Genomic DNA, 26,937 nt, shown 5'->3' with positions numbered 1-26,937 from the left:
TCTCGCCCTCACTAATTCGAAGACTAGCGCACGGTTCTGAGCCGCAGGGCATTCAGCACGACCGAGATACTCGAGAAAGCCATCGCGGTGCCAGCCAACATCGGGTTCAATAATCCGAGTGCAGCCACTGGAATCAGAACCACGTTGTAGCCGAAAGCCCAACCGAGATTCTGCTTGATGTTGGACCAGGTTTTGCGCCCAAGGGCCAGCGCGTAGGGAATACAAAGCGGGTCGTCGTCAACAATCGTGATGGCCGCAGCTGACTGGGCCGCGTGAGTACCCGACCCCATGGCTAGGCCAACATCAGCGCCCGCAAGCGCAGCAACATCGTTTAGCCCATCGCCAACCATGGCAATGAGTCCACTGCCGGTCTCGGCCTTGATCTTTCGGACCACCCCTAGTTTTTGCTCCGGGGCCACGCCCGCATAGAATTTAGCAATACCGAGGGTTGCAGCCACCGATGCCACCCTGGCCTCAACGTCACCCGATAGCAAAACCGGTTCGATTCCCAGATCGTGAAGTTTGGCAATCGTTGCAAATGCCTCTGGTCGAAGGTCATCTTCAAGCGCAATCAATAGCACCGCTTGGTTATCAATCGATGTGATTGCGAGTGAGCGCGGGCCGGCCTGGGCGATGGCTTGCTGGAGTTCATCGGAGTTTGAGAACGTGCTTGAATCTCGGCGCGAAACCTCAACTGAAACACCGGCTACGGTGCCCGAAACACCAGTGCCCGCAGTCTCAAGAACGCCCTCGGCCGCAAACGAATCATCAAGGTCAGCAATTGCTTTTGCTATTGGGTGAACCGAATTGCGCTCGATAGCTGCAGCCAGTGAAATGGCTCGTGGTTCGCTGAACCCGGCCATCGGTATGGTCTTAGCAACTCTCAGCTGACCGGTGGTTAGAGTGCCGGTTTTATCAAGCAGCACACTCTTAACTTTACTTAGCAACGAGAGGGCATCGGGGTTGCGAATCACAATGCCGCGGCGAGCGCCCATCGATGTGGCGACAGCCAAACTCATTGGCACGGCAATGCCGAGCGCACATGGGCAGGCAATTACCAATACCGCGATGCCGGCGCGCAGACCAGCCTGAGCATCACCGCCAATCAACCACCAGGCGGCAAATGTCACCACAGAAATTGCGATAACCGAAGGCACAAAGACGGCTGAGATTTTGTCGGTCAGGCTAGAAATTTTGGCCTTGTGTGCGGTGGCCTCGCGCACTAGGTCGGCGATCTGAGCAATGCGACTATGTGCACTGGCCGCAGTCGTTTTTATGACCAAACTCGCGCCGAGGTTCAATGCGCCGGCCGCTACTGTCATGCCTTCGGCAGCCTCAGTTGGCACCGATTCACCGGTGATTAGGGCGTTATCGATTTGACTGTGACCCTCAACCACCACGCCGTCAACCGGCACCTTTTGACCGGCAGCGACAACCACAAGGTCTCCGACTACAACCTGGCTGGTGGCCAAGGTCATTTGGGAGCCCTCGCGCCTAACCACCGCAGTGTCCGGAATAGCCGAGAGCAGTGCGCGGACCGAGTCGGTAGCTGATCGACGCGTGCGAAGTTCAAGCCAGCGGCCGAGCAAAACCACCGTCGGTACTACGGCGGCAACCTCAAAGTAGGCTTCGTGGCCACCCATCAGCAATTCGATCAAGCTGTACAGGTAGGCAATGATCACGCCGAGTGAAACCAGGGTGTCCATTGTGGTGGAGCGGTGGCGAAGGTTTTTGAACGCGGCCGAGTGAAACGGCCACGCAACCCACAGAACCACCGGAAAGGTTGCAATCGCTGAGGTGAGGTTCCAGTTTGGTGGCATCCATTCATGCACCATGCTGATGAGGGCAACCGGTAGTGAAATTACCCCGCCCACCCACAGCCGAATCACAGTGCTCTTGAGTTCGTTGCGCTCGGCACCCACTGAGTACCCAGCTTCTTCAACAGCCTTCACTAAATCGGCTCGGTCAACATCAGCCGACAATGTGAGGTGCGCTTTTTCAGAGGCAAAGTCAACATAGGCACTGACGCCGGCAACCTTGTTCAGGCTCTTTTCAACCCGCCTCGAGCAAGCCGTGCAAGTCATGCCCTCGATGTCGAGATCTAGGCTCTTGACTTCAGCCGGGCTCATGGCCGACCTAGCTGACCGAAACGAGTTTGTAGCCGGCCTCATCAATGGCCGCGCTCAACTGGTCTTGCGAGACAGCGTCCTCAGCCTGAATTGTTGCCGACTGAGATGCCAGGTCAACCGATACATCGGTCACGCCGGCAACCTTTTCGAGCTCTTTTGTCACCGATGCAACGCAGTGGCCGCAGGTCATTCCTTCAAGCTGAAGAGTTTTTTTCGATGACATATTTACCCCTTTTGTAGAGGCCTAGGCTTTAGACGGCTTCGGCAATTACCGGTAGTTCTTTACGCAGGTTCGGGCAACAGCCCACTGCACAAGCATCTACCCATGGGCCCAGTTTAGACAGAGCCTTCTTCTCGGCACCAGCCTGGCGCTCAAGAATTAGGTCGGCAATGCCGTCAACAAATTCTGGAGCCACACCTGAGGTAACTACCCGAGCAAACTTCAGGTCGCGTTCCTCAGCAGTTTCTTTGGCCTCGTTATCAAGGTCCCAGATAACCTCAACGTGGTCGCTAACAAAACCAATCGGCACAATAATTACGCCCTTGGTTCCGGCATCAGCTGCAGCATTGATGGCATCGTTTACGTCTGGCTCTAGCCATGGCACCGATGGTGAACCTGATCGTGACTGGTAAACCAATGACCAGTCAGGCAATTCAGCACCGATTTTTTCGGCTACCTTTTTCATGGTCTCTGAGGCAGCGGCTAGATGCTGAGCAGCGTAGGCCCCACCTTCACCGGCTAGCTCGGCAAATTCTTCACGGCGAGCTTCAGGGCCAGAGCTAACGCCCATCGCAGTTGGAATTGAGTGGGTGGCAAACATGATTGAAATGTCACCCGCGGCAAGACCTTGGTCATACATTGCCGAGATCTGGGTAGCTAGGTCATCGGCAATTGGGGTGATGAAACCCGGGTGGTCAAAGTAGTGGCGCACCTTATCGATGTTCAATTTGCCCTCTAAGCCGGTCTCGATGAGCGCGACCGCAAGGTTCTCACGGTACTGACGGCAACCCGAGTAAGACGAGTAGGCACTGGTTACCCAGGCCAAAACGTTGCGGTGGCCGTCTTCGTACATCTGCTTTAGGACATCGGCAAAGTATGGCTCTGAGTTGCGGTTACCCCAGTAAATCGGAATGTCGATGCCGCGTGACGGAAAGTGGCTACGCATGGCAGCCAACAGCGCGCGGTTCTGCTCGTTGATTGGGCTAACGCCACCGAGAGCAAGGTAGTGGTGAGACACCTCTTCAAGACGCTCGCGAGGCACACCGCGGCCAGCGGTTACGCGCTCAAGATACGGCATGACTTCGTCAGGGCTTTCTGGGCCACCGAATGAGGTCAAAAGAATTGCGTCGTAGGTCATGCGAAGGTCTCTCCGATTAGGTTTGCGTCAAGAATGCTGCCGGTAAAGAACGGTACTTCTTCTCGAACATGACGACGGGCCTCAGTATTTCTCAAAGTGCGCATCATGTCGACAATCTCGTGAAGATCTTCTGACTCAAGGGCAAGCAGCCACTCATAGTCACCCAAGGCAAACGATGAAACCGTATTGCTCTGCACACCCTTGTAGGTGTGACCAGCCATTCCGTGCTCACGCAGCATCTCTGAACGCTCGGCCTCTGGCAAAAGGTACCACTCGTAGGAACGAACGAATGGGTAAAAGCACAGCCAGGTCTTTGGGGCGTAACCCTGCATAAAAGCTGGCACGTGTGAGCGGTTGAATTCGGCTGGGCGATGGATTCCCATGCCCGACCAAGTTGGTGAAAAGTTTGCACCAAATTCGATGCGGGCAAAGGCGTGGGTTGCTCGCTGAAGTTGTTCTGCGGTGTCAGCGTGCAGCCAAAGCAACAGCGCTGCGTCGGCACGCAAGGCAGTCAGATCGTAGGCTCCGCGCACGGTCACACCGGCCGCGGCACACTCAGCGACCCAGGCTGCATAGCTGCGGCTAGCCGAAGCGCCGTCGGCCACGCGACTGTCTAGCTGATAAGCCAAAAAGGTTGTGTAGTGAATGGTCTCGTTGATTTCGGCCGGCGTTGGGCGGGCCGCTGGGGTTGTCGCTTCAGTCATGTTGTTCATCTTCCTTCGCTCAGAATTCCAGTAATGCCGTTTCCCCCGAGCCCAGCACCGATGATTGCCAGACGGGAATCAGCGGCCAGCGCCGCTTTAACCCGCTTAACGATAACCGAGTGCCCCGGACCGGATTGCACCAAAGCTTTGGGCCAAAGTTGAGTCACAGATTCAACCACCCGGATGTCATCGACACCGAAGATCTTGGCTGCATCCGCCACGGCGAGCGCAGCGAGAGCATCGGTGTCTGCCGGCAGGATGCCGTTGCGGCCAAATGAAAAACGCAAAATGTGCTGGTTTGGCGGCAACTCAGAATTGACCCAAGCCCACTTGGCATTGACGTGCGTGGCGGCCTTGGCACTGATGCCCTCAACGTCGGCAGCCACCAAAACACCGCTACCTCGAGGCAGCTCGTTAAGTTGCTCTGACTCGACCAAGAGTGCAACCACCGCTGCATCAACACCGCGGATAGCCGCCAGGTCAGAGAATAGTTGCGCTGCACCCTCAATGCCGGCAGCCAAAACCACTCGGTCGTAATCGTTCAGATCAGCAAGGGACTCAACCGGACGGTTGAGGTGAATCTTGGCACCGGCTTTGATCAGGTGGCTCTCGAGCGCGCTTACCAATCGGTGCATTCCACCGGATATTGATGCCACCGCAGCGCCAGGCCGCGCGGCAGAATTTCTGGTTGCCCCAACTGCCGCCACTAGTGAGCCAAGCTCGGCCGCCTTGGCCAAAAGGCCAGGTGCAACCGTGGCTGCCTCGAGAGTCATGGCATCAGATGAATGAACTCCGGCAATTACCGGCGTCAAGAAATTATCGACAAATGCCCGACCCAGCCTTGCCTCAACCAGGGCTCCGATAGTGATTTCGGGCGGGTAATTCCAGGCAGCAGAATCAAGTTGCTTTGCGGCCGCTACGGCATCGGCGCCAACCACATCAACAACTGCCGGGTCATCTAGATCACTCGGAATACCGAGCACCCCGTGAGGAATCAGGTGGGCTCCCCCGCTGGTGAGGATTCTGGCATCGCTTCGCTGTGGCGAAACAATCAGTTGCTCAATACCCAATTCGGCGCAAAGCTCAGGCACTGTGTTTTTTGCCACTGCAAAAGATTCAGCACCGATGTCGATTTGGTGCCCGCCAAGGTTGGCTGACGCAATAAGTCCGCCGACTCGGCTGGTGCTTTCAAAGATTTCAACCTGATACCCAGCTTCAATCAGTCGCTTAGCCGAAACCAATCCTGCGATTCCGGCGCCAACTACTGCAGCGGTTTTGGGCATTGGGTCTAGATATCTCCGTGGACTAGGGCAACCATTTTGGTGATTACATCTGGGTCGGTCTCTGGTGGCACACCGTGGCCCAAGTTCACAACGTGACCCGGCGCACTCTCGCCTCGAGCAATTACATCGCGAACATGAGCCTCAAGCTCTGCCCAAGGTTTGAACAAGAAGTCTGGGTTAATGTTTCCCTGCAGAGGCACTTTTCCGCCAAGAATTCGGTTGGCTTCGTCAAGCGGGGTCTCGTAGTCAACACCCATCACGGTCGCACCAACGCCATACATTTCGGCCAGTAGGTCTTTGGTCTGAACTCCAAAGTGAACACGCGAAACCGGTAGGTCAAGAAGTGAATCCATGACTGCCTTTGAATGTGGCGCCGCAAACTTTTTGTAGTCTTCGAGACCTAGTCGGCCAGCCCATGAGTCAAAGAGTTGCAGCGCACTGGCGCCGGCCAAAACCTGGCCACGGATAAAGGTTGCGGTAACCCGGGCGGTCCACGCCAAGATGTCGTTCCACAGATCTGGGTCGTTGGCCATCATTGCGCGGCTAACTGGCAACTCTTTTGAAGGGCCACCCTCAATCAGGTATGAAGCCAAAGTAAACGGTGCTCCACCAAAACCAATCAGCGGGGTCTCACCAAGCTCAGCAATAATCAGGCCGATTGCCTCTTGGATTGGAGCAAGGCTGGCTGGGTCTAACTCTTCGAGACGTTCAAAGTCGGCGCGGGTGCGAACCGGGTTTTCGAGCACCGGCCCAATTCCGGGTGCAATTTCAACGTCAACACCAGCTAGTTTCAGTGGCACCACGATGTCGCTAAAGAAAATAGCTGCATCCACTTTGTGGCGGCGGACCGGCTGCATGGTGATCTCAGCAGCTAGCTCTGGACGCAGGCACGAGTCCAACATCGCAACGCCTTCGCGCACTTTGCGATACTCCGGTAGCGAACGCCCGGCCTGACGCATTAGCCAAACGGCTTTGGTATCGGTCTTCTCGCCCAGGTAAGACCTGACCAATGCAGAATTCGAGGTTTTTCCGGAGGCAAGTGGGTGCGCGCTAGGTAGGTTCACCGATTAATCATTACACGGCCCGGCCAACCCGTTGGCGCTTAGAATTTACCTGTGACTCTCGTATTGCTAGGTGCCAATTACAACGACATCCCGTTGAGTGAACTAGAAAATCTTGAACGTCACACCGATTCAATTCGCAGCAAACTTTTTTCAATTTCAAAAGAAGAAAGCGGCATCAGCGGGGGCGTTGCCATTGGTACTTGCAACCGCTTTGAGGTCTACCTAGACACCGATCGGTTTCACAGCGCCGTTGAGAATGTAATCGGTGTGGTTTCAGAAATTACTGGCCTCGACCGGGATTACTGCAGCAAGCTGCTGCGAGTTAGCTACGGTTCGGCAGCGGTTCAACACCTCTATTCGGTGACCTCGGGCCTTGAATCGATGATTGTTGGCGAGGGCGAAATTGCCGGCCAGGTTAAGCGCAGCCTTCAGGTAGCCCAGGCAGATTCACACACCTCAACCGAAATTGAGAAGCTGTTTCAGTCTGCAGCTCAGGTGGCAAAAAAGGTTTCTAACGAGACCGGCCTCGGCGAAGCCGGGCGCTCAGTATTCACCGCAGCACTTGCCCTGCACAAAGAAAAGTTTGGCTCCATCGAGGGCAATAAGGTTTTGGTCATGGGCACGGGTGCATACGCCCGCGTTGTGGTGGCCGCTTTGCAACGCGAAAACGTTGCGCAGGTTTTTGTTTACTCATCGAGCGGCCGCGCCGAAGAATTTAGTGAGGGCCGCGGAGCCACCCCGATTGCCAAGCCTGACCTAGCCGAAACCATGGCGGCCTGCGACTTTACTGTGACTGCCAGCGGAGGCAGCGGCCACATGATTGACTTCAAACTTGCCAAAGCTGTGTTGGCCATTGAGCCAAAAGAATTGCGCATCATCGATGTGGCCCTGTCGGCCGACGTTGCGCCTCCGGTCTACGACCTTTCCTGCGTATCGATCATGGACCTCGACTACATTCGCCTGCACACTCCGAGTGAGCACAGCGAGGCAATTCTGCGAGCCCAAGAAATTGTGCGCCACCAGGTAAGCGATTTTGAGAATGAAGCAATTGCCCGTGCCGCAGACCCAATGGTGGTGGCAATGCGCAAGCACATTGCTCAACTGATTGAAGAAGAAGTCGAACGAGTTAGAAATAAATCGGGCGACGAAATGGCTGAAGAAGTTCATCGCAGTCTAAAGAGAGTGACTTCAACCTTTATGCACGTACCAACTTTGGCCGCCAAGACTTCGGCAAAAGAAGGCAACGAAAAGCAGTTCATCGATGCCCTTCGAATGGTCTTCGGCATCGAAATCAACCGCGTGGCCGATGCCAAGTAGGGTCTTGAAGCTTGGCACCCGTGCCAGCTTGCTAGCCAAAACCCAATCGGGCATGATTGCCGACCAGGTTCTTGCAGCCACCGGCCTTGAAAGCCAACTCGTGTTTATCAAAACCGAGGGTGACAACCCAGCCAGCAATCTTTTTGCCCCAAAGCGCCCAGGTGTTTTTGTTTCTGCCCTTAGAGACGCGCTGCTTGCCGGTGAAGTCGATTACATCGTGCACTCATTTAAGGATTTGCCATCAGCCCCGATTGATGGAATTACCCTGGCGGCTATTCCTGAGCGCGAGGACTACCGTGACATTTTGATTAGCCGCGATGGTCTTGGCCTGGCTGATCTACCGGCCGGCTCAGTCGTCGGCACATCATCTCCGCGACGAGCCGCGCGCGTAAAGCACCTGCGCCCAGACCTTGAGGTCAAGCCCATCCGCGGCAACATCGATACCCGTCTAAAGAAAATCGACGACGGCGAATTTGATGCCACGATTCTGGCGGCAGCCGGGCTCAATCGCGTTGGTCTCCGCCAGGGCGAAAGCAACTTTTTTACCGATGACGAGCTTCTGCCGGCGCCAGCCCAGGGCGCACTAGCTATTGAGTGCCGCTCAGACGACCACGAATTATTGGCCGAGCTCCACAAAATCAATGATGCTCAGACTGAACTTTTGGTCTCAGCCGAGCGTGCAGTATTGAGGGGCATCTCGGCATCTTGCACCACCGCCATCGGAGCCCACGCGGTACTTGAGGGCGGGCTGATTCAACTTACGGCTGAACTCTCTGACAATGACTCTGATTGGCATGAGCGCATCTCGATCTCTATCGATGCTGCAGAAGCATCGGGAGCCAAAACCCGTGCGTTGGGCTTAAAGGTTGCAGACCAATTGATGCAGACCGATCTTGGTCTAAAGCTTGGAACCCCGCGCGAGAAATCGGTGTTGCTGGTGCGTTCAAGTGACAACAAGCCAGATTCAGATGCCTTTGAGGCGGCCGGTTTCAACGTAATCAGCGACGCCTACCTGCAGATTTCTAACTTTGAAAACCCGGTCGGCGCGGGCCGAATGCTAGACGCCCTGGTGAATGCCGAGCCAGACACCTGGTTGGTAATTACCTCGATAAACGCAGTGCGCTACTTTGCCGAGCAGGTTGGAATGGTTGCGCTTCAGGCTGCGATTGCCAACCCAAACCTTAGATTTGCAGCAATCGGCGAACGCAGCGCTGCCGAGGTTAAGGCCCTGGGCGTCGGTGATGTGTTGCTTGCCGATGCGGCCAATGCGGTCTCACTGAGCCAGTCAATCTTGGTCCACAATCCAAAGCGCGTAATTCTGCCGGCATCAAGCATTGCCATGAAGTCACTGCAAGACGCAGTAACTTTTGCGGGTGTTGACCTCGTCACTGAGGTGGTCTACAGCACCCAAACTGTGACCGCCGAGCCGCGTACCGCAAAGGCGTTGGCGCAGGGTGAAATCGATGTTCTGGTTTTGCGCTCACCAAGTGCCGCGCGTGCGGTGGCCAGTTTTGTTACCCCTAAAGACTTGGCGACTCTGGTTTTGGTGACCGGAAATGCCACACTGGAACAGGCAAAGAGCCTTGGATTCGGCAACATTGCCCTGACCAACGGCACCACCCCGGCTGCACTGGTAGAAGCCGCCAGCAACAGGAGAACAGCATGAGTTTGATTGAACGCCCACGCCGCCTGCGGGCAAGCCAGGCAATGCGCAACCTCGTTGCCGAGACCAACGTGGTGCCGAGCCAACTTATCTACCCAACTTTTATCAAAGAGGGCCTGACCGAGCCAAAGCCGATCAAGGGCTTGCCGGGAGTTTTTCAGAACACTGAGGCATCGCTTCTAGCCGAAGTCGATCGCGCAATCGCTGCCGGCATCGGCGGAATCATGATCTTTGGTATTCCAGCTGAGCGCGATGAACTGGGTTCTGCAGCTTGTGAACCCAATGGAATTTTGAACCGCGCGGTGGCTGCAGTGCGCGAGCGCGCCGGCGACAAACTGGTTGTAGTGGCTGACCTCTGCCTTGATGAATTCACCAGCCACGGTCACTGCGGTGTGCTCGATGGTCACGGAAACGTTGACAACGACGCCACCTTGATTGCGTACGGAAAGATGGCCGTTGCCCTAGCCAAAGCCGGAGCTCACATGCTGGGCGCCAGCGGAATGATGGATGGTCAGGTTGGCTATGTTCGAGCCGAGCTCGACAAAGCCGGGTTCATCGATGTGTCAATCCTGGCTTACTCGGCCAAGTACGCGAGCGCCTTTTATGGGCCATTTCGCGATGCCGTTGAATCTGAACTCGATGGCGACCGCCGCACCTACCAGCAGGACCCACGCAACTTCACCGAGTCAATGCGTGAGGTGCGCCTAGACGTTGAGCAGGGTGCCGACATCGTTATGGTCAAGCCAGCTTTGGCCTACCTGGATGTGATTCGCGAGACCTCCCAGATCGTTGACGTACCGGTTGCCGCCTACTTGGTCTCGGGTGAGATGGCCATGATTGAGGTTGCTGCCGAACAGGGCCTAATTGACCGCGAACGCGCGATTCTCGAGGCAGTTGCTTCAGTTCGCCGAGCCGGCGCGACAGTTATTTGCACCTACTGGGCTCTTGAGCTCGCCGACATGTTTTACGCACGAAAGACTCTCTAATGACCCAGAACATCGATGCCTCAATTGCGTGGCACGAGCGCGCAAAGAATGTAATTCCGGGTGGCGTTAGCTCGCCGGTTCGGGCCTTCTCTGCTGTTGGCGGCAACCCTCGATACTTTGTGCGCGGCAAAGGCTCGCGTATTTGGGATGCCGACGGAAACGAGTACGTAGACCTAGTGGGCTCATGGGGCCCGATGATTGTTGGCCATGCCCACGATCACGTTGTGGCCAAGGTTACCGAGGCGGCCGCACTCTCAGCCTCGTTTGGTGCGCCTAGCCCAAATGAGGTCCTGCTGGCCGAAGAAATTACTCGACGAGTCGGCATTGCCCAGCGCGTGCGCTTTGTGTCATCAGGCACCGAGGCAGTTATGACCGCAGTGCGTTTGGCACGTGCCGCTACCAACCGCAACGTCATCGTCAAGTTTGCCGGCTGCTACCACGGTCACACCGATGCCCTTCTCGTCCAAGCCGGCTCGGGTGTGCTTACCCTCGGTCTACCAAACTCACCAGGTGTTACCCCAGGCCAGGCCCAAGACACCGTGGTTCTGCCATACAACGATGCCGAAGCGCTCGAGCAACTATTTGCAGCGCGCGGTGACGAAATCGCTGCCGTGATTACCGAACCAACTCCGGCCAACATGGGTGTGGTTCCACCGAAAAACAATTTCAACGGCAAGATTCGTGAGATCACGGCAAAGCACGGTGCGCTGATGATTCTCGACGAAGTAATGACCGGCTTTAGAGTTTCAGCCGCAGGTTGGTGGGGACTAGTCAACGAATCAGAAGGCTGGCATCCAGACATCCTGACCTACGGCAAGGTGATTGGCGGCGGGTACCCGGTTGCTGCTGTTGCTGGCAAGGTCGAGGTCATGGACCTCTTGGCACCACTGGGTTCGGTGTATCAAGCCGGAACTCTGAGTGGTAACCCGGTGGCAACTGCCGCCGGCCTGGCAACTCTTGAGCTCTGTGATGCAGCGCTTTACGCCACCCTAGACCTGCGGGCCGAGCAGGTCGGCAAGGTCATCTCGACCGCACTGACCGCTGAGGGCGTGGCTCACCAAACCCAATTCGGTGGCAACCTGTTCTCGTTCTTCTTCACCGATAAGCCGGTGGTCACCTTCGCCGATGCCCAAACCCAAAACACCAAGGCATTCAACGCGTTCTTCCACGCCATGCTTGAAAACGGAGTCTCTCTGCCACCATCAGCCTTCGAGGCCTGGTTTGTTTCAGGGGCCCACACCGATGCCGACATCGAGAAGATTGAGTCAGTGGCAAAGCTGGCCGCAAAGGCAGCCGCAGCAGTAAGTTGAACTTCTAGCTAAAGAAAAAGAGCCCCCTGTAGCAGAGGGCTCTTTTTCTTTGGCTGATTTACTTCACGGCACCGCTTGAGATACCTGAAATGAACTGGCGCTGCAGGATTAGGTAGAAGGCAATGATTGGGATAACTGCAAGCAGTAGACCCGCCATAGCCTGACCGTAGTTTGCTGAATACTGACCGTAGAAAAGGTAGGTAGACAATGGAAGGGTTCGTGAGTCACGGTCAAGTGTCAGAACCGGTAGCAAGAAGTCGTTCCAGATCCACAGTGCGTTAACAATTGCCACGGTAGCGGTGACTGGTGAAAGCATCGGGAAGATGATCTTCCAGAAGATAGTGAAGTCGCTAGCACCATCTAGTGCTGCTGCCTCATCAAGCTCGGTTGGAATGTTCGAAATGAAGCCGTGGTACAAGAAGGTTGACAGGGCAACACCGAAACCGACATAGAAGAACACAAGTGACGCACGGTCGTTGATCGAAAGAATCGGCGCAAACAAACCCATGAATGGAATCATTAAAGCCTGGAACGGCACGATCATCGAAGCGACCAAGATCATGAAGGTGACCTTAGAAAACTTGTTGTGCATGCGTGACAGGTAGTACGCCAACATCGAAGAAACCAAAATCAGTGCGCCCACTGAGAAAACAGTGATTACGACTGAGTTGGTTAGCGAGGCAAAGAAGTCCATCTTCTTGATGGCCTGCTCGAAGTTGTCGGTAGTGAACTCGATGGGCAAGGAAAGCGGATTTTGAAGGATTTCACGCTTTGGCTTAAATGAGTTGACCAAAACCAAGAAGAATGGGAACGCATAGATTAGGGAAAGGACTCCACCCACCCAGAAGGTGACTCTGAGACCTAGTTTTGATTTCTTCATTATCGCTGGACCTCCATGCGCTTGCTAATGGCCACCTGAACTGTAGCTACGATAGCCACGATCAAGAACATCATGACTGCCTTTGATTGTCCGGTGTCAAAGTTTCCGTAAACGAAAGCCTCGTTGAAAATGTGTGCCGAGATGAGCTCAGTGGTGCGGAATGGGCCACCACCGGTAAGTGCTACGTTGACGTCGTAGGCCATGAAGCCGGCACGTAAGGTTAGGAATAGCGAGATTGTGAAGGCCTGAGCCATCAAAGGCATTTTGATAGAGAACAGAGTGCGAAGTGCACCGGCACCGTCAATTCGGGCTGCCTCGAGAACATCTTGTTCAACGCTCATAAGACCGGTGATGTAAATGATCATCATGTAACCAGAAGCCTGCCAGGTAGTCACGATGATGAGCGCCCAGAAGGCTGTGTCGGTTTCGTTTAGCCATGATGACTGGAAGAACTCTGGCCATTCATAGTTTTTGGCGACCGATACCAATGCACGGTTGAAGATGAATTGCCAGATAACACCGAGGATCACACCACCGATGAGGTTTGGCACGAAGAAAAAGGTTCTGAAAATGTTAGCGCTGCGTAGTTTGGCGGTTACCAAAAGCGCAAGCGAGAAGGCCACAACGTTGGTCAATACGACTGACACAATCACGAATGAGGCGGTGAACCCTAGAGTCGCCCAGAAGCGCTCGTCTTCGAAGGAACGTGCGTAGTTCTCAAGTCCAACGAACTTGTTGAAGTCGAAGCCGTTCCAGTCGGTGAAAGTCAGGAAGAGACCCTGGCTGAAAGGAACCACTAGAACGATGAAGAATATCGATAGCGGTATTGATGCAAATATCAGGAATTTTTTGATGTTTTTGCCCTTGTGCATTCCTGCCTCCTGGCTTTCATGTGTTGCTTGGTTACTAAGAGTTTAGGACCATCCTGAGGCGGTATCTGCCGCCTCAGGATGGTCCTATTTGAAACTATTCGACTAGAAAGTCAAGTTCGTTAGAACTTACTCGACCTTCTCGCCACGCCAGGTCTTGGCAACGCCAAGCCAGGCCTTCTCAATTTCATCAGCGTACTGAGCGCCGGTGATCTTGCCGGTGATTAGCTTCTGGCCTGAAGCACCGTATAGGTCCTGGCCGCCAGCTGGGTAGTAGGTGTTGATCCACTCGATGGTCTTGCCAGCAGTTACGTACTCTGAGATCTGCTTAGCCATGAAAGTGGTTGGTTCAACGGTGAAGCCGCTGTAAACAGGGATGAAGCTCATGTTGCCGTCTTCAACTGAACCTGCAACGTGTAGCTGACCCTCTGGAGTGGTGTACAACCAGGTTAGGAAGTCAACAGCGCCATCGCGCTCTTCCTGAGTCGACTGCTCGTTGTCAATCATGAAGTAACCAGGAACACCAACTGAGATTGAGTCGTTGCCGTATGAGGCAGCGTCATCGCTGATTGGTAGAGGCATGATTCCGAAGTCGGTGCCTGCACCGTTGGTGATTAGGTTTGGCTCAGCCCAGTTACCCATGAACCAGAAACCAACGTTGCCATCTGCAAGGTTTAGCAGAGCCTCGTCGTACTCGGTGTCAGTTAGGTTCGGGGTTGAAGCGTTGTACTTCTTTAGTAGCTCGAAGGTAGCTAGCCAGTTCTGGAACACTGGGTCAGCGTCTAGGTCCTTAGTACCGTCTGCAAGACCGTCAAGAACTGCTAGACGACCCTCGTGGTCCTCAGCTGCCATTGCGAAGTACTTGTTGGTGAAGTGTGCACCAAGTGACCACCATAGAGCTGAGAAGTGGATAGCACCCTTGCCTGAAGCCTCGATTGCCTTGAAAGCATCCTCTAGGTCTGAGCGAGTTGCGATTGCAGCTGGGTCTACACCTGCGGCGTCAAGGACGTCCTTGTTGTATAGAAGACCGAAAGCCTCAGCAGTTGATGGAACACCAACAATCTTGCCGTCGATGGTAGCTGCTGCTAGAAGGCCCTCGCCAGCTAGGCCAGCAAGTTCAGTTCCAGTCCAGTCCATAACCTTGTCGGCCATGTCAGGGATCTCCTGAAGGGTGTACATGATGGTCGGTGCTTCGTTAGCTGCGTACATCGGTGTGACGTTAGCTAGGAAGGTAAGGTCTGGGGTACCAGCAATTGACTCAACTTCGTAGCATTCCTGTGATGAGTTGTACTCGTCAACAGCAGCTAGGAACTCGTCCTGGATCTCTATCTTGATGGTTCCAAGCATGGTTACCTTGGTCTTGGTCTCACAAGCTGCGCCATTGCCGGTCTCGGCAGGTGCACAAGCTGAAAGAGTGGTGACCAAACCAGCTGTTACTGCAACAGCAATAAGTTTCTTGATCAATTTTTCTCCTGTTTTCATGGAGGTTGGTCTCAGGTAGTTGATGGACCTAAGGAACCTCGATTTGTGGATGAGCAAAACGCATAGGTTACGCGTCATGACCAACACCAAATTTACCCACTGATTTTGCTCTCAGGTAGCGTTTACAGTTTTCGTTAGCAATTTGAAACATATGGGCTATTTGGAATGTTTTTGGCCTCATCGGTGTTCGGTCAGCCCTGCTTGTGAGCGATATAAGTTTTTAGGCTCTCCCTTTGTTAATAAGGGCTTCAGGCTCATAGCCTGGCACGGCAGGCCGATGTCGACGGTTCTTGAAAAATAGAATTATTTTCCTGTAAACGATTACAGTTTTCTGCAAAATTTTGCACTTAACATCTCATTTACATCACGACGGCTGAAGCGTGATTATTTGAGCAAGTCCTGAAGGGCAGCCTCAAAAGTAGGGAACTTGAACTCAAAGCCATCGCGCAACAGCCGGTTTGGAAGCCCTCGGCGGCCGGTCAGGGCCAACTGTGGATCGGTGCGAAATAACCACCGTGCGCCAAGTTGAATTGCAAACCTCGGAATCGGCGGCACCCAAGGCCGAGCTAATGCAACTCGAAGCGCTTTCATCATGTTGCGGTTTCTGATCGGCACCGGGCTAGAGACATGAACTACATCAGAGATGCTCGGGTGGTCGATGATGAAATCAATTGCGCGCAAGAAGTCATCGATGTGGATCCAAGAAACCCACTGCTGGCCATCACCCACCGTGCCGCCCATGAACCGCTTGGTTATGGTCAAAAGCCGATCAAGCGCTGGCGAGTTTGGCTGCAGCACAACAGCCGTTCGCAAAAATACAGTGCGGTCAGCTTTTGCTCCCGCCATGGCTGCCTCCCAGGCCTTGGCCACGCCGGCCATCTGCCGAGGGCCTTCTGCAGGTCGGCTGATTTCAGTCAATTCGCGCTCACCGGCATCACCGTAGATAGCGAGTGTGCTCATCTGCAACCAAAGGCTAGGTGCGCCAAACCGGTTTGAAGCAGAAACTAGCGCCAGGGTTGGCAGCACGCGTGAGCGCTCAAGAAGGTCAATGTTTTCTTGCGTTGGCACCCGGTCAACAAGTTCGCCGGCAAGGTTGATAAGAATGCAGCCACTTAGCTGGCTCCCCCAACTCTCTTCGGCATCGATACCGTTCCACTTAATTGAAGGGATGCCAGAATCAGACTTTGGGTTGCGGCTCAAAATTGAGACCCGGTGCCCTCGGGCCGCGAGGTGGTTAGCGAGCGCTCTGCCGAGAGTTCCAGAGCCGCCAGCGATTACGACTGGTTTCAACGCGGCTCAATCTTGCAGGCAGGCGTGCCACCCGGCAATTTGTGACGATACTTTGCCACTAACCGGTAGGCCGGGCGAGCCAGCAAGGCTATCGGCGTGTACATAATCAATGCACCGGCCAGCTTGAAAAGCGGGTTCTTCTGGAGCAACAAGATTTTGGCAAAAGCACGGTGGCCACCAAAGGTCTTTACGCCCTCGACAACGAACACTCGATCCATAGTTTGCTCTTGGGTCAGGCCGTATTTAGTGACGTCAATAAATTGCCACGGATGGATTTCTATCGGTGTGCTGGAATTTTGACGAATGTAATTTGCGGTGGTCGTGCAGAAACCGCAGTCGCCGTCAAAGATCAATACCGGTTTAATTTGCCCCATGGTCTGATACTAAACCTGCGTCGTAGTGTTGAGGTGAGGCCAATGGAGGTATCTAAGAATGGCAATTGAAAAGCCCGAGTACCGAGTGCTGAGCAAAATTGGTGACATCGAGATACGGCACTATTCGGAATATTGGCTAGCCGAGTGCGACGTATCAACAGTCAAGGACCTGCGGTCTGCCTCTAACCAAGCGTTCAACCGCCTTTTCAGTTACATCAGCGGCGATAACTCACGTGGTCAGAAAATTGCCATGACTTCGCCCGTGCAGCAAATTCCTGCGGCAGCTGGCTGGAAAGTATCGTTCGTGGTCCCAAAAACTTTTAGCCCCGAGCACATACCCGTGCCGAGCAGTCAGGCGATCCGGTTGCGAAAAGTTGAAGCTGGAACTTTTGCCGCGCTGCGGTATCGGGGTGTTTGGAACAACCGAGTATTTGAGACCAAGAGCGCCGAATTGCTGGCTGGTGTTTCTGCCGCCGGGAGAATGCCGATTGGTGAGGTGTCCAGTGCCGTTTATAACCCGCCGCTGACGCCACCGCCATTGAGGCGCAATGAGGTTTTGGTCAGAGTTTCTGACTAGCCCTTCGGAGTTAGCCCGCTTGCACCAAACCACCAAGGCTTGCGTTCGGCAGGGCAACCCAACCTTCAATTTTTGCCTGCTCAATAAGAGCTGCCTCGGGCGCCTGGTATTGACCAAGCGCAGCCGAACGAGCTGCCAGCGCGGCGATAACAGAATCGAAGGCATCGCAAGACTCAATCATCAGTTCTGTGTTGGATTGAAGGTCAAGCCAGGGGGCTTCGGCCAAAACTGATTTGAGAAGCTGGGCTCGAATGTCGCGTGAGGCTCGATAACCCGAGGTTTGAAAACCCCAGATTCGCATCGATGCCGCCGGGTAAATTTCGACGACCTTGCCCACCCCCGAGCGATCTATCGGGATTCCACGGTGAGCCATTTTTGAAAGTAAACCGGTTGCGCGCATTGCGGTCATGCCAAGGCGATCAGTGGAAACACTCAATGGCCAACGGCCAGTTACCTGCCGAACGCGCCGGTCAGTCTCTCGGTATGCAAGCTTGCGGCGCCAATCGATTCCGCCATCAAATTGCGGAGAACCCGTGCTGATTTCAGCTTGAAGATTTACGAAATTTATGAACTCGACGGGCCAACCAAGGGCACAGTCAATACCCATCTTGGTAACACCGGTCGCTGCAGCAACAATGGCCTCGTCGGCGACGCCAAGTTGTAAATCAGTCAACACTGCGCGACCAGGAATCCAATCAATCAGGGCCAAGGCTGTGCCTTTTGGCTCAGCTGCTAAGTCCACCCCTGCGATCATCATGGTTGAAGTCGCTGAACTTTCCACTCGCCAGGTTGGCCGTCGGCATTCACCTCTCGAACATATTCAATTCGGTCGTGCATGCGATTCGAGCGGCCCTTCCAAAACTCAATCCGAGTTGGAATGATGCGATAACCGCCCCAATAATCGGGCCTAGGGACATCGGTGTTTGAAAATTTGGCCAGCGCTTCGGTGAATTGGGCATCAAGGGCGGCGCGGTTTTCAATTGGCTGCGATTGGTGACTTGACCAGGCCGCCACCTGCGATTCGTGCGGGCGGGAGGCAAAGTATTCATCTGACTCAGTTGACTGGACCTTCTCGGCAACACCCTGAATCAAAACCTGCCGGTACATCGAGTACCAACCGAACACAGCGCTGACGCTTGGGTTTGCGGCGACCGCTTCACCTTTTCGCGAAAGGTAATTGGTAGCAAAAAAGAAACCGCGGTGGTCAACGCCCTTTAGCAAAACAGTGCGGGCTCGCGATTGGTTTTCTGCATCGATGGTGGCCAACACAAATGCGTTGGGCTCGTAAATTTGTGCTGCCTCAGCCTCAATCAGCCAAGTTTTGAACTGCTCAATTGGGTCAGCTACCAGGTGGGCTTCGTCAAGCGCTGCTTGGCCATAGTCTTCGTGGCGATTCAGAGAATCCACGTGCCCACCTCTCGCGTTGAGCCCCGGGCTCATCCTTGCTTTGATTTTATAAACCTAACCCCTTTACCCAAACTGAAAATAGACTGGCCCCATGCACAAGGTTTTTTCGATGGCGTTCTCAAGGGTGTACCCGCTTTACATAACCAAGGTTGAGAAAAAGGGCCGTACCAAAGCCGAGCTCGATGCAGTTATCTGCTGGCTGACCGGTTTTAGCGCTGAAGAACTTCAAGAACAAATCAACACCGATGCCACGTTTACCGAGTTTTTTGAACGCGCCCGCCTGAACCCAAACGCGGGCCTGATCACCGGGGTAATTTGCGGCATGAGAGTTGAAGAGATTGAAGACCCGCTGATGCAGAAGATTCGCTACATGGACAAGTTGGTTGACGAACTTGCCAAAGGCCGAGCCATGGAGAAAATCCTGCGTTCGTAGAGCACGAACAGATGTATGTAAAAATCAGTGCCCCGCTAATTTCTACCTAGCATTCAGTCGAGTCCGTATGTAATTCGGATTCTGACTTTGATAGGAGTTAGCCATGAAATTCAAGGCCGTCTTACTCACTTTGATTTTGGGTCTACTGCAGGCCCTCGTGCCAACGGCTGCATCTGCCGACTTGCCGCAGCCGCCTGCCGGACCGGTATTTAACCAAGTTCAGCTCAAGGTTTTGGCCGACAACGACTTTGCCGTCTTCATGGGCAACGACACTGAAATCACAAGGCTCTTCTATCAAAACATGGTGAGTTGGCCAGATCAGGTAAACAACATCCAGACTCTGGACGTCTACCCAGAGAGCGGTGAAACTTACATCTACATCGTGCCGATGGGTGGAAACTCGCCGTATCGCGCGGACAGCGGAGGCACCGAAGGTGGCGGCGAAGAAGACTGGAATGGTGTTCTAAACGGCATTGCGCTGTTGGATTATCCGGGCGCTGAAGTCGCAGTCGGCCGCCGGGTGTCAGACCCGCGTGACGTTTTGCAATACGACTACCTGCTTATTCACAAATACCTCACTGGCTTTGAAAGTTCATCGGGCGCCATTTCGGGTGGCTGGTTCGATGCAAGGCTGGACGACATGAAAGTTGCGAGTCAAAATCTGACCTGGGCACCCGCGCTACGCAACAACCACCCAAGCCGAATCATCATCAAGAACTCTTGCTCGGTATCTTGCAGCGGCAGCCGATTCAACCCGGCTATCGCAGACGGCGCCTGGAACGTACCGGATGCTGCAGCTGCGCTGTTCCGCTACCCGTTGAGCAACGCCAACCTGCCGGTATCACCTGGCGACCGCCAAGTAACCGTGACCTGGAAGGACCCAGGTGCTGGCGGCGCCGTAGACAACTATCTAGTTGAATACAAAGAATCAAGCCAGCCAGACTCAACCTTCAAGGTTTTTGGCACCGTGCCTGGCACCTCTAGAACCTCAACTGTTACCGGTTTGACCAACGGAACCGCCTATACGCTTCGAGTCACGGCAAATAATGCTGCCGGTTCGGCGTCATCCTATGGCCGCTCGGTTGTGCCTACCGGCACCCCGGATAGGCCATCAAACCAGAGTTACGCGGCTGGAGACGGCTCGGTTTCAATCAACTTCAGTCCGCCAGAAAACGATGGTGGCCTTGCAGTTACAAACTATGCGTACTCCATCGATGATGGTGTGACCTGGACTACTCGAAGCCCAGCTTCAACCAGCTCACCAATCACGGTATCGGGCCTAACCAACGGCGTGGTTACATCAGTTAAGTTGCGGGCAATTAACCCCTTCGGTGCTGGTGCGGCTTCTTTGCCGATCTCGGTAAAGGCCGGAATCGTTGCCACACGAACTCTTACCTACGAATCAGGAACGTTGGCACCAGTAACAGGACTACCAACTGGCTCTGAGTTAACCGCTGGCGCCACATTCACTGTGCCGGCCGGACCAACCCGCACTAACTTTACGTTTACTGGTTGGAAAGAAGGCGCCACTCCCTACGCTGCGGGCGACACATACACGGTTGGGGCAACGAACCCAACTCTGACCGCCCAATGGGTGCAGAACTCGCTGCTTGGTGTAACCCCGGGCAGTCGGTCAAAGGTGCTGACCTGGAACATCGTTGCAAATGAAAGCATCGACCTAACCGTTGCTGCAGGAACCGACAACTCGGTGCGCATCCAGATTCCGGCCAATGCCCTGGCGGCCGGCACTGAGGTGATCTTCTGGCGACTTCTGGACGACCAACTTGCCAAGGCGCGCATCAGTGATGAACGCGAGTACTTTGTGAACCTGGCCGTGACGTGGTCAAAGGGTGACGACATTTCTACTCCGAAAGTTGTTGTGGATGCTGCCAGCCCAATTGTGCTTACCCTGATGAACTCTGCGATTGTTGAGGGCGCAACGGCTTGGCAGATCATCGGTGACACAGCCAGAATTGTGGGCAATGCCGAACGTGCTGGCGAACTGACTCTGCGTTTTACCGAGGACCCAGTTATCACGGCTGCCAACGAACTTGTCGTAGCGGCTGAGCCAACCCCGACACCAACACCAACCCCGACGGTTGACCCAACACCAAGCCCAACCCCGACACCAACTCCAACAGTTGCACCTATGCGCCGCACCATCGAAGTTGGCGGGTTTGCTGGCGGTTCGTGGGAACTCACAGCTGCCATGAAGAGTTCTATGAATGCGTTCTTGAACTCGGTGACTGACCCAACGAAGATTCGATGCACCGGCTACACAATGGGGCCAACGGTGCTGAGCATTGACATGAGTTTGGCTAAGCGCCGTGCTCAGGCCGTTTGTGACTACATGATGTCGAAGGCTGGATCAATCACGAGCCGAACCACCTTGGGCAAAACGACTGTGAGCGAGAAAACCAAGTATCGAAGGACCACGATCACGCTGACCTACTAGCGCACAACCTCGACCAATACGGCCATACCCATTCCGCCTCCGACGGCAACGGTTGCGATACCAAGTGACCCAGCTGGTGCGCCGCCACGAACCAGGCGACTAAAAAGTCTGACTACGCTGACGGCTGCGCTGGCCCCCCACGGGTGACCCAACGCCAGTGCTCCGCCGTTGGCGCACACTCGCGGGTCAACGGTGAGTTGATTGGGCTGGTCGGTGTCAATCTGAGCCAAACCAAGGCCCAGCAACACCGATAGAGTCTGAGCTGCAAAGGCTTCGACCATCTCAAACGCGGTGATGTCGGCCATGGTCAATCCCGACTGGTTCAGCAATTCGGTCACAGCTGCCACTGGGCCAATTCCTGGCAATTCAGGATTTACCCCGATTGAAACCATTCCAACGATGGCCAGTCCAGGCTGGCCCGCAGATCTTGCGGCATTTGAAATCAAGGCAACAGCTGCGGCGCCATCTGAGTTTCTGCTGGAATTGCCGCCAGTCACGGCAACCTCGGCCGGGGCCAGGTCTGGATAAAGCCCGGTGAAACGCTCGACCATGGCACTCATGCCCTCGCGAGGAGCATCGTCAGCTTCAAGCTCTGGCAACATCGCTATTTCTGGCTCAAAGCCACCCTTTGCCCCAAACGCACTTGCGAGGTCATGGCTTCGCACGGCGTAGGCATCCTGAATTGGTCTAGCGATGTTGTGTTTCACGGCGAGCGCCTGGGCTGCGGGCCCCATGTCTGGGTCGGGAAAACCGGCAGGGGCAAAGGGGGCTCGAGAGTAGGCGACGCCGTCGATAGATCTTGTTGGAGCCGTTGAAGCGCTTTCAGCACCGCCAGCGATCGCCAGCTGCCCACTTGGAATCAGACCACTTTCGATGGCTGATGCCGCTGTCATGATTGCTGACAAACTGCTGCCGCATTGGGTATCAATGGTCATAGCCGGGACCGACAACGGTAGGCCGGCTGCTAACGCACTTACTCGGCCTAGGTTGCCACCCGGCCCCATACAGTTACCCAAATACACGCCGCCGATAGCCACCCCAGCCCCTTGCACTTCGAGTGATTTCTGCGCTTCGGCGCTAACTGCACTAATCACGGCAGCGGCCAAGTTCTCGACCGGCACCTTAGCTAATCGACCACCACGGGTAGAAATCGGTGTGCGTTTGGCACCGATAATGACCGCCGTGTTGGCGCTAACCAAAGTCTTGTGCAAGTGCAGAGCCTTTCTTGGCCGATTTAGTGAACTACTGGAGTTTTGACAGAGCCTTTTGCATGGCAAGCTTTGCCACCAAATTGCGGGCAATTTTTCCGCCGGCAGTCCTAGGAATTTCGGTGGTTTCAAACCAAATTCTAGGGCGGTGGGTAGGTGAAAGTGACGCAACCGTTTGTTGCCTGAAGAATTCGAGATTGTGTGCGGGGTTCTGAGGTGACCGTTCAATTAGAGCCGCTACCAAAATGCCGCCGGCCGTGGCTAGCCCAAAAACCACGCTTGCTTGCACGCCATCGATTTGATTCAGAACCGCCTCAACCTCTTCGGGAATCACGGTGGCGCCTGCTGTGAGTATTGCACCGTCGGATCGACCCAAAATTCGGTATCGGTCTTCCTGGCTTCCTAAAACGTGAACTGACTCACAAACTGCGATGTCGCCGACAGTGGCCCAGCCATCGTCATCTTTCTGCAGCGCACCAGCAACACCATCCAAATAGCCCAAACTTTGATAGCGGGAACGCGACCAAAGAATGCCATCGCGCAACTCAAGGTCAACACCGGGAAAAGCTTGGAGCCCGCAGCCATCTGGGTCTATGGCCACGAAAGACAGCTCGGCCGCGCCATAGTAAGCAACCACTGTTATACCGAGAGCCTGTGCGCGAGCCCGCAACTGCGGAGTGGTATTTTCTCCTCCAACTAACGCGACGCGTAATTGACTTGGGTTTCCGCGCTCTAAAAGAGCGAGCACCTGCTCGAACGAGGTGCTCGTGCCGTGGAAGAAAGTAGCGGCCGATAGGTCGGCGGCATGAACTCCGACAGAGGCGCCGAGAACAAGGTCTGCCCCAAGATCTTGGGCATGGGCAATCGAGAAAAGCGTCATTGAAGAAGCTGTGGAGCCCGGCGCATAAAAAGTGTCATCAGCAGTTAGTTGCAGGAGCTGGTTAAGTGGCGCAAAAGAGTTTTGCCAGGATTCATGAGTTCGGATAATGACCCGAGGGCTACCCGTGCTGCCACCGCTAAATGCCGCCCAGGCTACCCCTGGAGGAGTCGGAGCCGAATCATATTTTTCAATTAGAGAAGCCCAGAACTCTGGCTCCCACCGATAATCTCCGATGAGTGGAACATTTCCGTTTCTTCTAACCCTCATTGCCGCATCGATCGACTGCCCGAGCGAGGGCTCTAGAAGAGCGACGAGCACTGTGGGTTCCTATCTGAGGACCGACGGAAACTTCATCGGGTTTTTGACACAATCAACGAGTAAAGAATAGGTCTGCTCAGGGGTAAAAGAAAACCCGGCTCTCGTGATTGGGGTGCGATTTAGTGCTGGACTACTTCTTGCAGCCACCCTCAATAGCGTTGCCATACCCTTTGAGCACATTTAGGTCTTCCATGAAGCCAAACCCGTAGCCATATCCCGGATCTTCTATGCCGTGCTCGGCTTCGTCCCAGGGGTCAATCGCCAAGCAGATGTGCAACCCCTCCGAGTTAGTCAGGTCAAGACGATTGGCCACTCCTGGAGTGGATTCAACGACTTGGATGTCTAGCGGGTGGCTATAGGACTTCAGGATTTCCCTCACAAAAACGGGATCCGTGGGGTTCCTATCTGGGTTCGCTAAGCGCTCTTGCCCAATCAGGGTTAAGAGGTCATTAATTTCTATATCGCCTTGAGCTAACCCACCAGAAAACGTCAAAGGGTCTTCGTTGTATGTGGTGTGAATCCTAAGTTCATAAATCCATGCGTTTGGGCTATCGCCTAACGAACCCTGTTTGAGTAAGGTCAGCTGGACCGCGAAAGGGCTACCATCCCCATCTTTCGAGGTTCCAGCCAGTATGAACTCAGGTGAAGCAACCGCGTGCCGCTGAACTTTCAACTTCGGATAACCGTTTAGCGCCGACAAACAACCAGCCTTTGTTCCTATTGGATCGGTTACCGCGCCAGTAGTTTTCGAATGCTTGTCGGCCCAATCGGTTGCACCCAGATCGATTGCGTATGAAATCACGCTTTCACAGATGCGCTCCAAAGAGTCTTCGTTTAATGGCATAGACTGCGCGCTCCAGCGTGCGTTTACCTCTTCTTGGTAGTAGTTTGGCTCAGCACCTTCAAAGCCTTTGGGCAAGTCTTGGGTTTGAATCCATTCCATTGTTCGAGCAGAGGCATCCATCTGACTGACCAGCTTTGCACCAGCAGCGTTGGGCCCAAGCCCACGGGCTATAACTGGCGCAAGTTGAGCTTGAACAAAAAGCAGTTGAACCACGGTGATGCCGACGATTACCCAAAGGCGTCTTTTACTTATGCGCTTTTTTATCACAATCGCATAGATCAACATGGCTAAACCGATGGTGCTAAAAGCTAGGATGTCGAGAAAAGTGGATAAGCCCATGGTCATACTGATGCCGGCGTTGGTATTTGATGGTGTGCCGTAGAAAGTTGGAATTCCCCGCAGGTCGTTGGTAAAACTAATCTCGATAATCACATTGAGGGCGAGGAGCGAAGATCCAACAACCAGTGGCACTAATCCGGCCTGGGGTTCGATTTGTGATGCATTGGAAGTGTGTTCTAAATCGGGTGCTTCGCCGGTGCCCCTTGAGGCAGGTTGAGGCGAAGCAATCTCGCGGTTTAGTTTGCGCGCGCGCATGTGCAACCAAGCACCGCCAAATAGAGCAAAAACGGCTGTGCCACCTGCAAGCCCCAACATTAATGCTGGGATGGCAAGCGGAATCATAATTACAGCACCGGTTGTCACAAGTGCGCCAGCATTAGTCTGAAAATTCCAGAGCCGTTGGTACGAAGCCCGCACCTGTTCTTCGCTGTCGGCACTCAATTCAGTCAAGCTAGTAGCCGTTTTAAGTGCCCAGCGCAGCTTCCACACGGCGATTAGGGCAGTTGGCAACGTTAGGTACGAGACAAAAGAAGGGCCACCGCCTAGAGCGGAACAAGTGGAATCGGGCAGCCAGAATGAGCAAGTTTGAAACAGGATGGCTAAGAGGCTCAAGCCGACAGTGATCCACGCCATTTTGACAGCAAGGCGATACAGCTTGACCAACTGATCGATATGTTCTGATCTCATTTCAACCCCCGTTGAAATTAGATGTTAATAGAAAAAACCCGGCTCTCGTGGTTGGGGAGTCGATCCGTGGTTGGGTCGCGCTTTGACTCGGGAACTTGAAAAGCCATCGCGTTCATCGAAGGTGGCGAGCACGAGGTAAATTATGCTCGGCCATGTCACAAACAAGCGATTAGTGGTCATCGGATCCAGTCATGCGTCTAAGTGCGTCTGAGCGGAAGGATAATTCAAGGAGGTAACTATGAAACGCAACCTCTTCAAACCGATGATGGACCGCAAACGGATTGCCGTTGACATTTGCATTGAGCCTTGGATAACTTGGCCGCTTTGGTTTCGAAACGAAATCGGTGACTTGCCAGAACTTGCGCCAATCTCAGAGGGTTTGAAACTCGAAGCCTACGCGCTGAACAAACAATTCAAGGAGTCAATTCACGATTGCAAAGTCACGGATAACTTCTATGTCGATAATTTGGAGACGCTGAAAAAGTTGAACGAGTCGGCACTCGCTTTGAAGTTCAAGTTGGAACGGGAATTGGGTGGCGATTACGAGGTTCGTGGCCAGTACCTTGACCTGTCGACAGACGGGCACGTGATAAATCGCAGCGTCAAGGCCTCAATGTATAGGCGCGCACTCCAGGGAAGATCCGCCGAAGAGGTTTTCAAGGTGCGCTGGCGCAATCACAGCTGTCGCTAGAAATACTGGAGATTAACCAGACCCCGGGGTAAAAGAAAACCCGGCTCTCGTGAGAAGAAACCGGGTTTCGTGCGCTTGGAGGGACTCGAACCCCCAACCTTCTGATCCGTAGTCAGATGCTCTATCCGTTGAGCTACAAACGCATTCGCAAGCCAAAAACCTGCTGCTTTGTTAGTTGGTGTTGCCTAGGCAACTTTGATAGTTTACGTGGTCTTGCGACGCTTGTAAACCCCAGGCTTGCTAAAGACCTGGTAGATCATCCGTGGCGGAGTTGGAGGGATTTGAACCCTCGAGGGAGATTTAACCTCCCTACCCACTTAGCAGGCGGGCGCACTCGACCGGGCTATGCGACAACTCCACGGACTGGTCTAGTTTAGTCGAAAACTAAA

At 54.3% G+C, this 26,937-nt stretch carries 24 protein-coding genes and 2 tRNA genes; 8 read left to right on the top strand and 18 right to left on the bottom strand.

Annotated elements, in window-relative coordinates; genetic code table 11:
* Positions 1 to 23: 23 nt before the first annotated feature.
* From OO731_RS00395 to hemE, 6 genes are read right to left on the bottom strand one after another with little or no spacing between them, the layout of a single operon-like run.
* Positions 24 to 2,129 carry a cation-translocating P-type ATPase gene (locus OO731_RS00395; RefSeq protein ID WP_264890226.1) on the bottom strand — a complete coding sequence of 702 codons (2,106 nt, stop codon included), beginning with the start codon at positions 2,127 to 2,129 and terminating at the stop codon, positions 24 to 26.
* A 7-nt stretch (positions 2,130 to 2,136) separates the two neighbouring features.
* Positions 2,137 to 2,352 (bottom strand): heavy-metal-associated domain-containing protein, encoded by a 216-nt coding sequence (locus OO731_RS00390; protein ID WP_264890225.1) that lies wholly within the window; start codon positions 2,350 to 2,352, stop codon positions 2,137 to 2,139.
* A gap of 28 nt (positions 2,353 to 2,380) precedes the next feature.
* Positions 2,381 to 3,487: a ferrochelatase gene (locus tag OO731_RS00385; protein WP_264890224.1), complete on the bottom strand. Its 1,107-nt coding sequence runs from the start codon at positions 3,485 to 3,487 to the stop codon at positions 2,381 to 2,383.
* On the bottom strand, positions 3,484 to 4,191 hold the full coding sequence (gene hemQ, locus OO731_RS00380; protein WP_264890223.1) for a hydrogen peroxide-dependent heme synthase: 708 nt from the start codon (positions 4,189 to 4,191) through the stop codon (positions 3,484 to 3,486). Before hemQ ends, OO731_RS00385 begins: the two co-directional genes overlap by 4 nt.
* Positions 4,192 to 4,196: 5 nt before the next feature.
* A complete protein-coding gene (locus OO731_RS00375; RefSeq protein WP_264890222.1) occupies positions 4,197 to 5,474 on the bottom strand; it encodes an FAD-dependent oxidoreductase in 1,278 nt (425 codons plus the stop codon).
* Between the two features lie 5 nt (positions 5,475 to 5,479).
* Positions 5,480 to 6,538, bottom strand: coding sequence for a uroporphyrinogen decarboxylase (gene hemE, locus OO731_RS00370; RefSeq protein WP_264890221.1), 1,059 nt, complete (start codon positions 6,536 to 6,538; stop codon positions 5,480 to 5,482).
* Positions 6,539 to 6,589: 51 nt separating this feature from the next.
* Here hemE and OO731_RS00365 point away from each other — a divergent pair, with 51 nt between their 5' ends.
* From OO731_RS00365 to hemL, 4 genes are read left to right on the top strand one after another with little or no spacing between them, the layout of a single operon-like run.
* Complete coding sequence (locus tag OO731_RS00365; protein WP_264890220.1) at positions 6,590 to 7,855, top strand: glutamyl-tRNA reductase; 1,266 nt, start codon at positions 6,590 to 6,592, stop codon at positions 7,853 to 7,855.
* Positions 7,800 to 9,521 (top strand): hydroxymethylbilane synthase, encoded by a 1,722-nt coding sequence (gene hemC / locus OO731_RS00360; RefSeq protein ID WP_264890219.1) that lies wholly within the window; start codon positions 7,800 to 7,802, stop codon positions 9,519 to 9,521. The genes OO731_RS00365 and hemC overlap by 56 nt, the downstream gene beginning before the upstream one ends.
* On the top strand, positions 9,518 to 10,504 hold the full coding sequence (hemB, locus tag OO731_RS00355) for a porphobilinogen synthase (protein WP_264890218.1): 987 nt from the start codon (positions 9,518 to 9,520) through the stop codon (positions 10,502 to 10,504). Before hemC ends, hemB begins: the two co-directional genes overlap by 4 nt.
* Entirely contained in the window at positions 10,504 to 11,814 is a 1,311-nt protein-coding gene (gene hemL, locus OO731_RS00350; RefSeq protein WP_264890217.1) for a glutamate-1-semialdehyde 2,1-aminomutase, read from the top strand. Before hemB ends, hemL begins: the two co-directional genes overlap by 1 nt.
* Before the next feature lie 58 nt (positions 11,815 to 11,872).
* Here the strand turns inward: hemL and OO731_RS00345 are convergent, their stop codons facing one another.
* From OO731_RS00345 to OO731_RS00325, 5 genes are all read right to left on the bottom strand, one after another.
* A complete protein-coding gene (locus OO731_RS00345) occupies positions 11,873 to 12,694 on the bottom strand; it encodes a carbohydrate ABC transporter permease (protein ID WP_264890216.1) in 822 nt (273 codons plus the stop codon).
* Complete coding sequence (locus OO731_RS00340) at positions 12,694 to 13,566, bottom strand: sugar ABC transporter permease (RefSeq protein ID WP_264890215.1); 873 nt, start codon at positions 13,564 to 13,566, stop codon at positions 12,694 to 12,696. Before OO731_RS00340 ends, OO731_RS00345 begins: the two co-directional genes overlap by 1 nt.
* Before the next feature lie 126 nt (positions 13,567 to 13,692).
* Positions 13,693 to 15,027, bottom strand: coding sequence for an ABC transporter substrate-binding protein (locus OO731_RS00335; RefSeq protein WP_264890214.1), 1,335 nt, complete (start codon positions 15,025 to 15,027; stop codon positions 13,693 to 13,695).
* A gap of 402 nt (positions 15,028 to 15,429) precedes the next feature.
* On the bottom strand, positions 15,430 to 16,335 hold the full coding sequence (locus tag OO731_RS00330) for a TIGR01777 family oxidoreductase (protein WP_264890213.1): 906 nt from the start codon (positions 16,333 to 16,335) through the stop codon (positions 15,430 to 15,432).
* Positions 16,332 to 16,709, bottom strand: a complete 378-nt coding sequence (locus OO731_RS00325; RefSeq protein WP_264890212.1) for a DUF393 domain-containing protein — start codon at positions 16,707 to 16,709, stop codon at positions 16,332 to 16,334. The genes OO731_RS00330 and OO731_RS00325 overlap by 4 nt, the downstream gene beginning before the upstream one ends.
* Before the next feature lie 58 nt (positions 16,710 to 16,767).
* On the opposite strand from OO731_RS00325, the gene OO731_RS00320 reads away from it, so the two are divergent.
* Entirely contained in the window at positions 16,768 to 17,286 is a 519-nt protein-coding gene (locus OO731_RS00320) for a heme-binding protein (RefSeq protein ID WP_264890211.1), read from the top strand.
* A gap of 10 nt (positions 17,287 to 17,296) precedes the next feature.
* On the opposite strand, the gene OO731_RS00315 is transcribed toward OO731_RS00320, so the two are convergent.
* Together OO731_RS00315 and pdxH are read right to left on the bottom strand one after the other, a co-directional pair.
* On the bottom strand, positions 17,297 to 18,043 hold the full coding sequence (locus tag OO731_RS00315; protein ID WP_264890210.1) for a DUF429 domain-containing protein: 747 nt from the start codon (positions 18,041 to 18,043) through the stop codon (positions 17,297 to 17,299).
* Entirely contained in the window at positions 18,040 to 18,693 is a 654-nt protein-coding gene (gene pdxH / locus OO731_RS00310) for a pyridoxamine 5'-phosphate oxidase (RefSeq protein WP_264890209.1), read from the bottom strand. The genes OO731_RS00315 and pdxH overlap by 4 nt, the downstream gene beginning before the upstream one ends.
* A gap of 91 nt (positions 18,694 to 18,784) precedes the next feature.
* Here pdxH and OO731_RS00305 point away from each other — a divergent pair, with 91 nt between their 5' ends.
* Both OO731_RS00305 and OO731_RS00300 read left to right on the top strand, forming a co-directional pair.
* Entirely contained in the window at positions 18,785 to 19,126 is a 342-nt protein-coding gene (locus OO731_RS00305) for a DUF2200 domain-containing protein (protein WP_264890208.1), read from the top strand.
* 103 nt (positions 19,127 to 19,229) lie between these two features.
* Positions 19,230 to 21,581: a fibronectin type III domain-containing protein gene (locus tag OO731_RS00300; RefSeq protein ID WP_264890207.1), complete on the top strand. Its 2,352-nt coding sequence runs from the start codon at positions 19,230 to 19,232 to the stop codon at positions 21,579 to 21,581.
* Here OO731_RS00300 and OO731_RS00295 read toward each other — a convergent pair.
* The 3 genes from OO731_RS00295 to OO731_RS00285 all read right to left on the bottom strand — a co-directional run bounded on the left by OO731_RS00295 (position 21,578) and on the right by OO731_RS00285 (position 25,620).
* Complete coding sequence (locus tag OO731_RS00295; RefSeq protein WP_264890206.1) at positions 21,578 to 22,792, bottom strand: thiolase family protein; 1,215 nt, start codon at positions 22,790 to 22,792, stop codon at positions 21,578 to 21,580. The two genes, OO731_RS00300 and OO731_RS00295, sit on opposite strands and share 4 nt — an antisense overlap.
* 31 nt (positions 22,793 to 22,823) lie before the next feature.
* On the bottom strand, positions 22,824 to 23,987 hold the full coding sequence (locus OO731_RS00290) for an AMP-binding protein (RefSeq protein ID WP_264890205.1): 1,164 nt from the start codon (positions 23,985 to 23,987) through the stop codon (positions 22,824 to 22,826).
* A gap of 130 nt (positions 23,988 to 24,117) precedes the next feature.
* The gene (locus OO731_RS00285; protein ID WP_264890204.1) at positions 24,118 to 25,620 is read right to left on the bottom strand and encodes a hypothetical protein; all 1,503 of its coding nucleotides are present in this window, start codon (positions 25,618 to 25,620) and stop codon (positions 24,118 to 24,120) included.
* A gap of 475 nt (positions 25,621 to 26,095) precedes the next feature.
* Here OO731_RS00285 and OO731_RS00280 point away from each other — a divergent pair, with 475 nt between their 5' ends.
* Positions 26,096 to 26,548, top strand: coding sequence for a hypothetical protein (locus OO731_RS00280; RefSeq protein WP_264890203.1), 453 nt, complete (start codon positions 26,096 to 26,098; stop codon positions 26,546 to 26,548).
* A 70-nt stretch (positions 26,549 to 26,618) separates the two neighbouring features.
* Here OO731_RS00280 and OO731_RS00275 read toward each other — a convergent pair.
* Both OO731_RS00275 and OO731_RS00270 read right to left on the bottom strand, forming a co-directional pair.
* Positions 26,619 to 26,691, bottom strand: a tRNA-Arg gene (locus OO731_RS00275).
* Between the two features lie 120 nt (positions 26,692 to 26,811).
* Positions 26,812 to 26,906, bottom strand: a tRNA-Ser gene (locus OO731_RS00270).
* Between the last annotated feature and the right edge of the window lie 31 nt (positions 26,907 to 26,937).

The organism is Rhodoluna sp. KAS3 (genome assembly GCF_026000575.1).
Taxonomy (GTDB): Bacteria; Actinomycetota; Actinomycetes; order Actinomycetales; family Microbacteriaceae; genus Rhodoluna.
The sequence above is the reverse complement of the archived record's forward strand: the minus strand, read 5'-3'. Positions and strand labels throughout refer to the sequence as shown.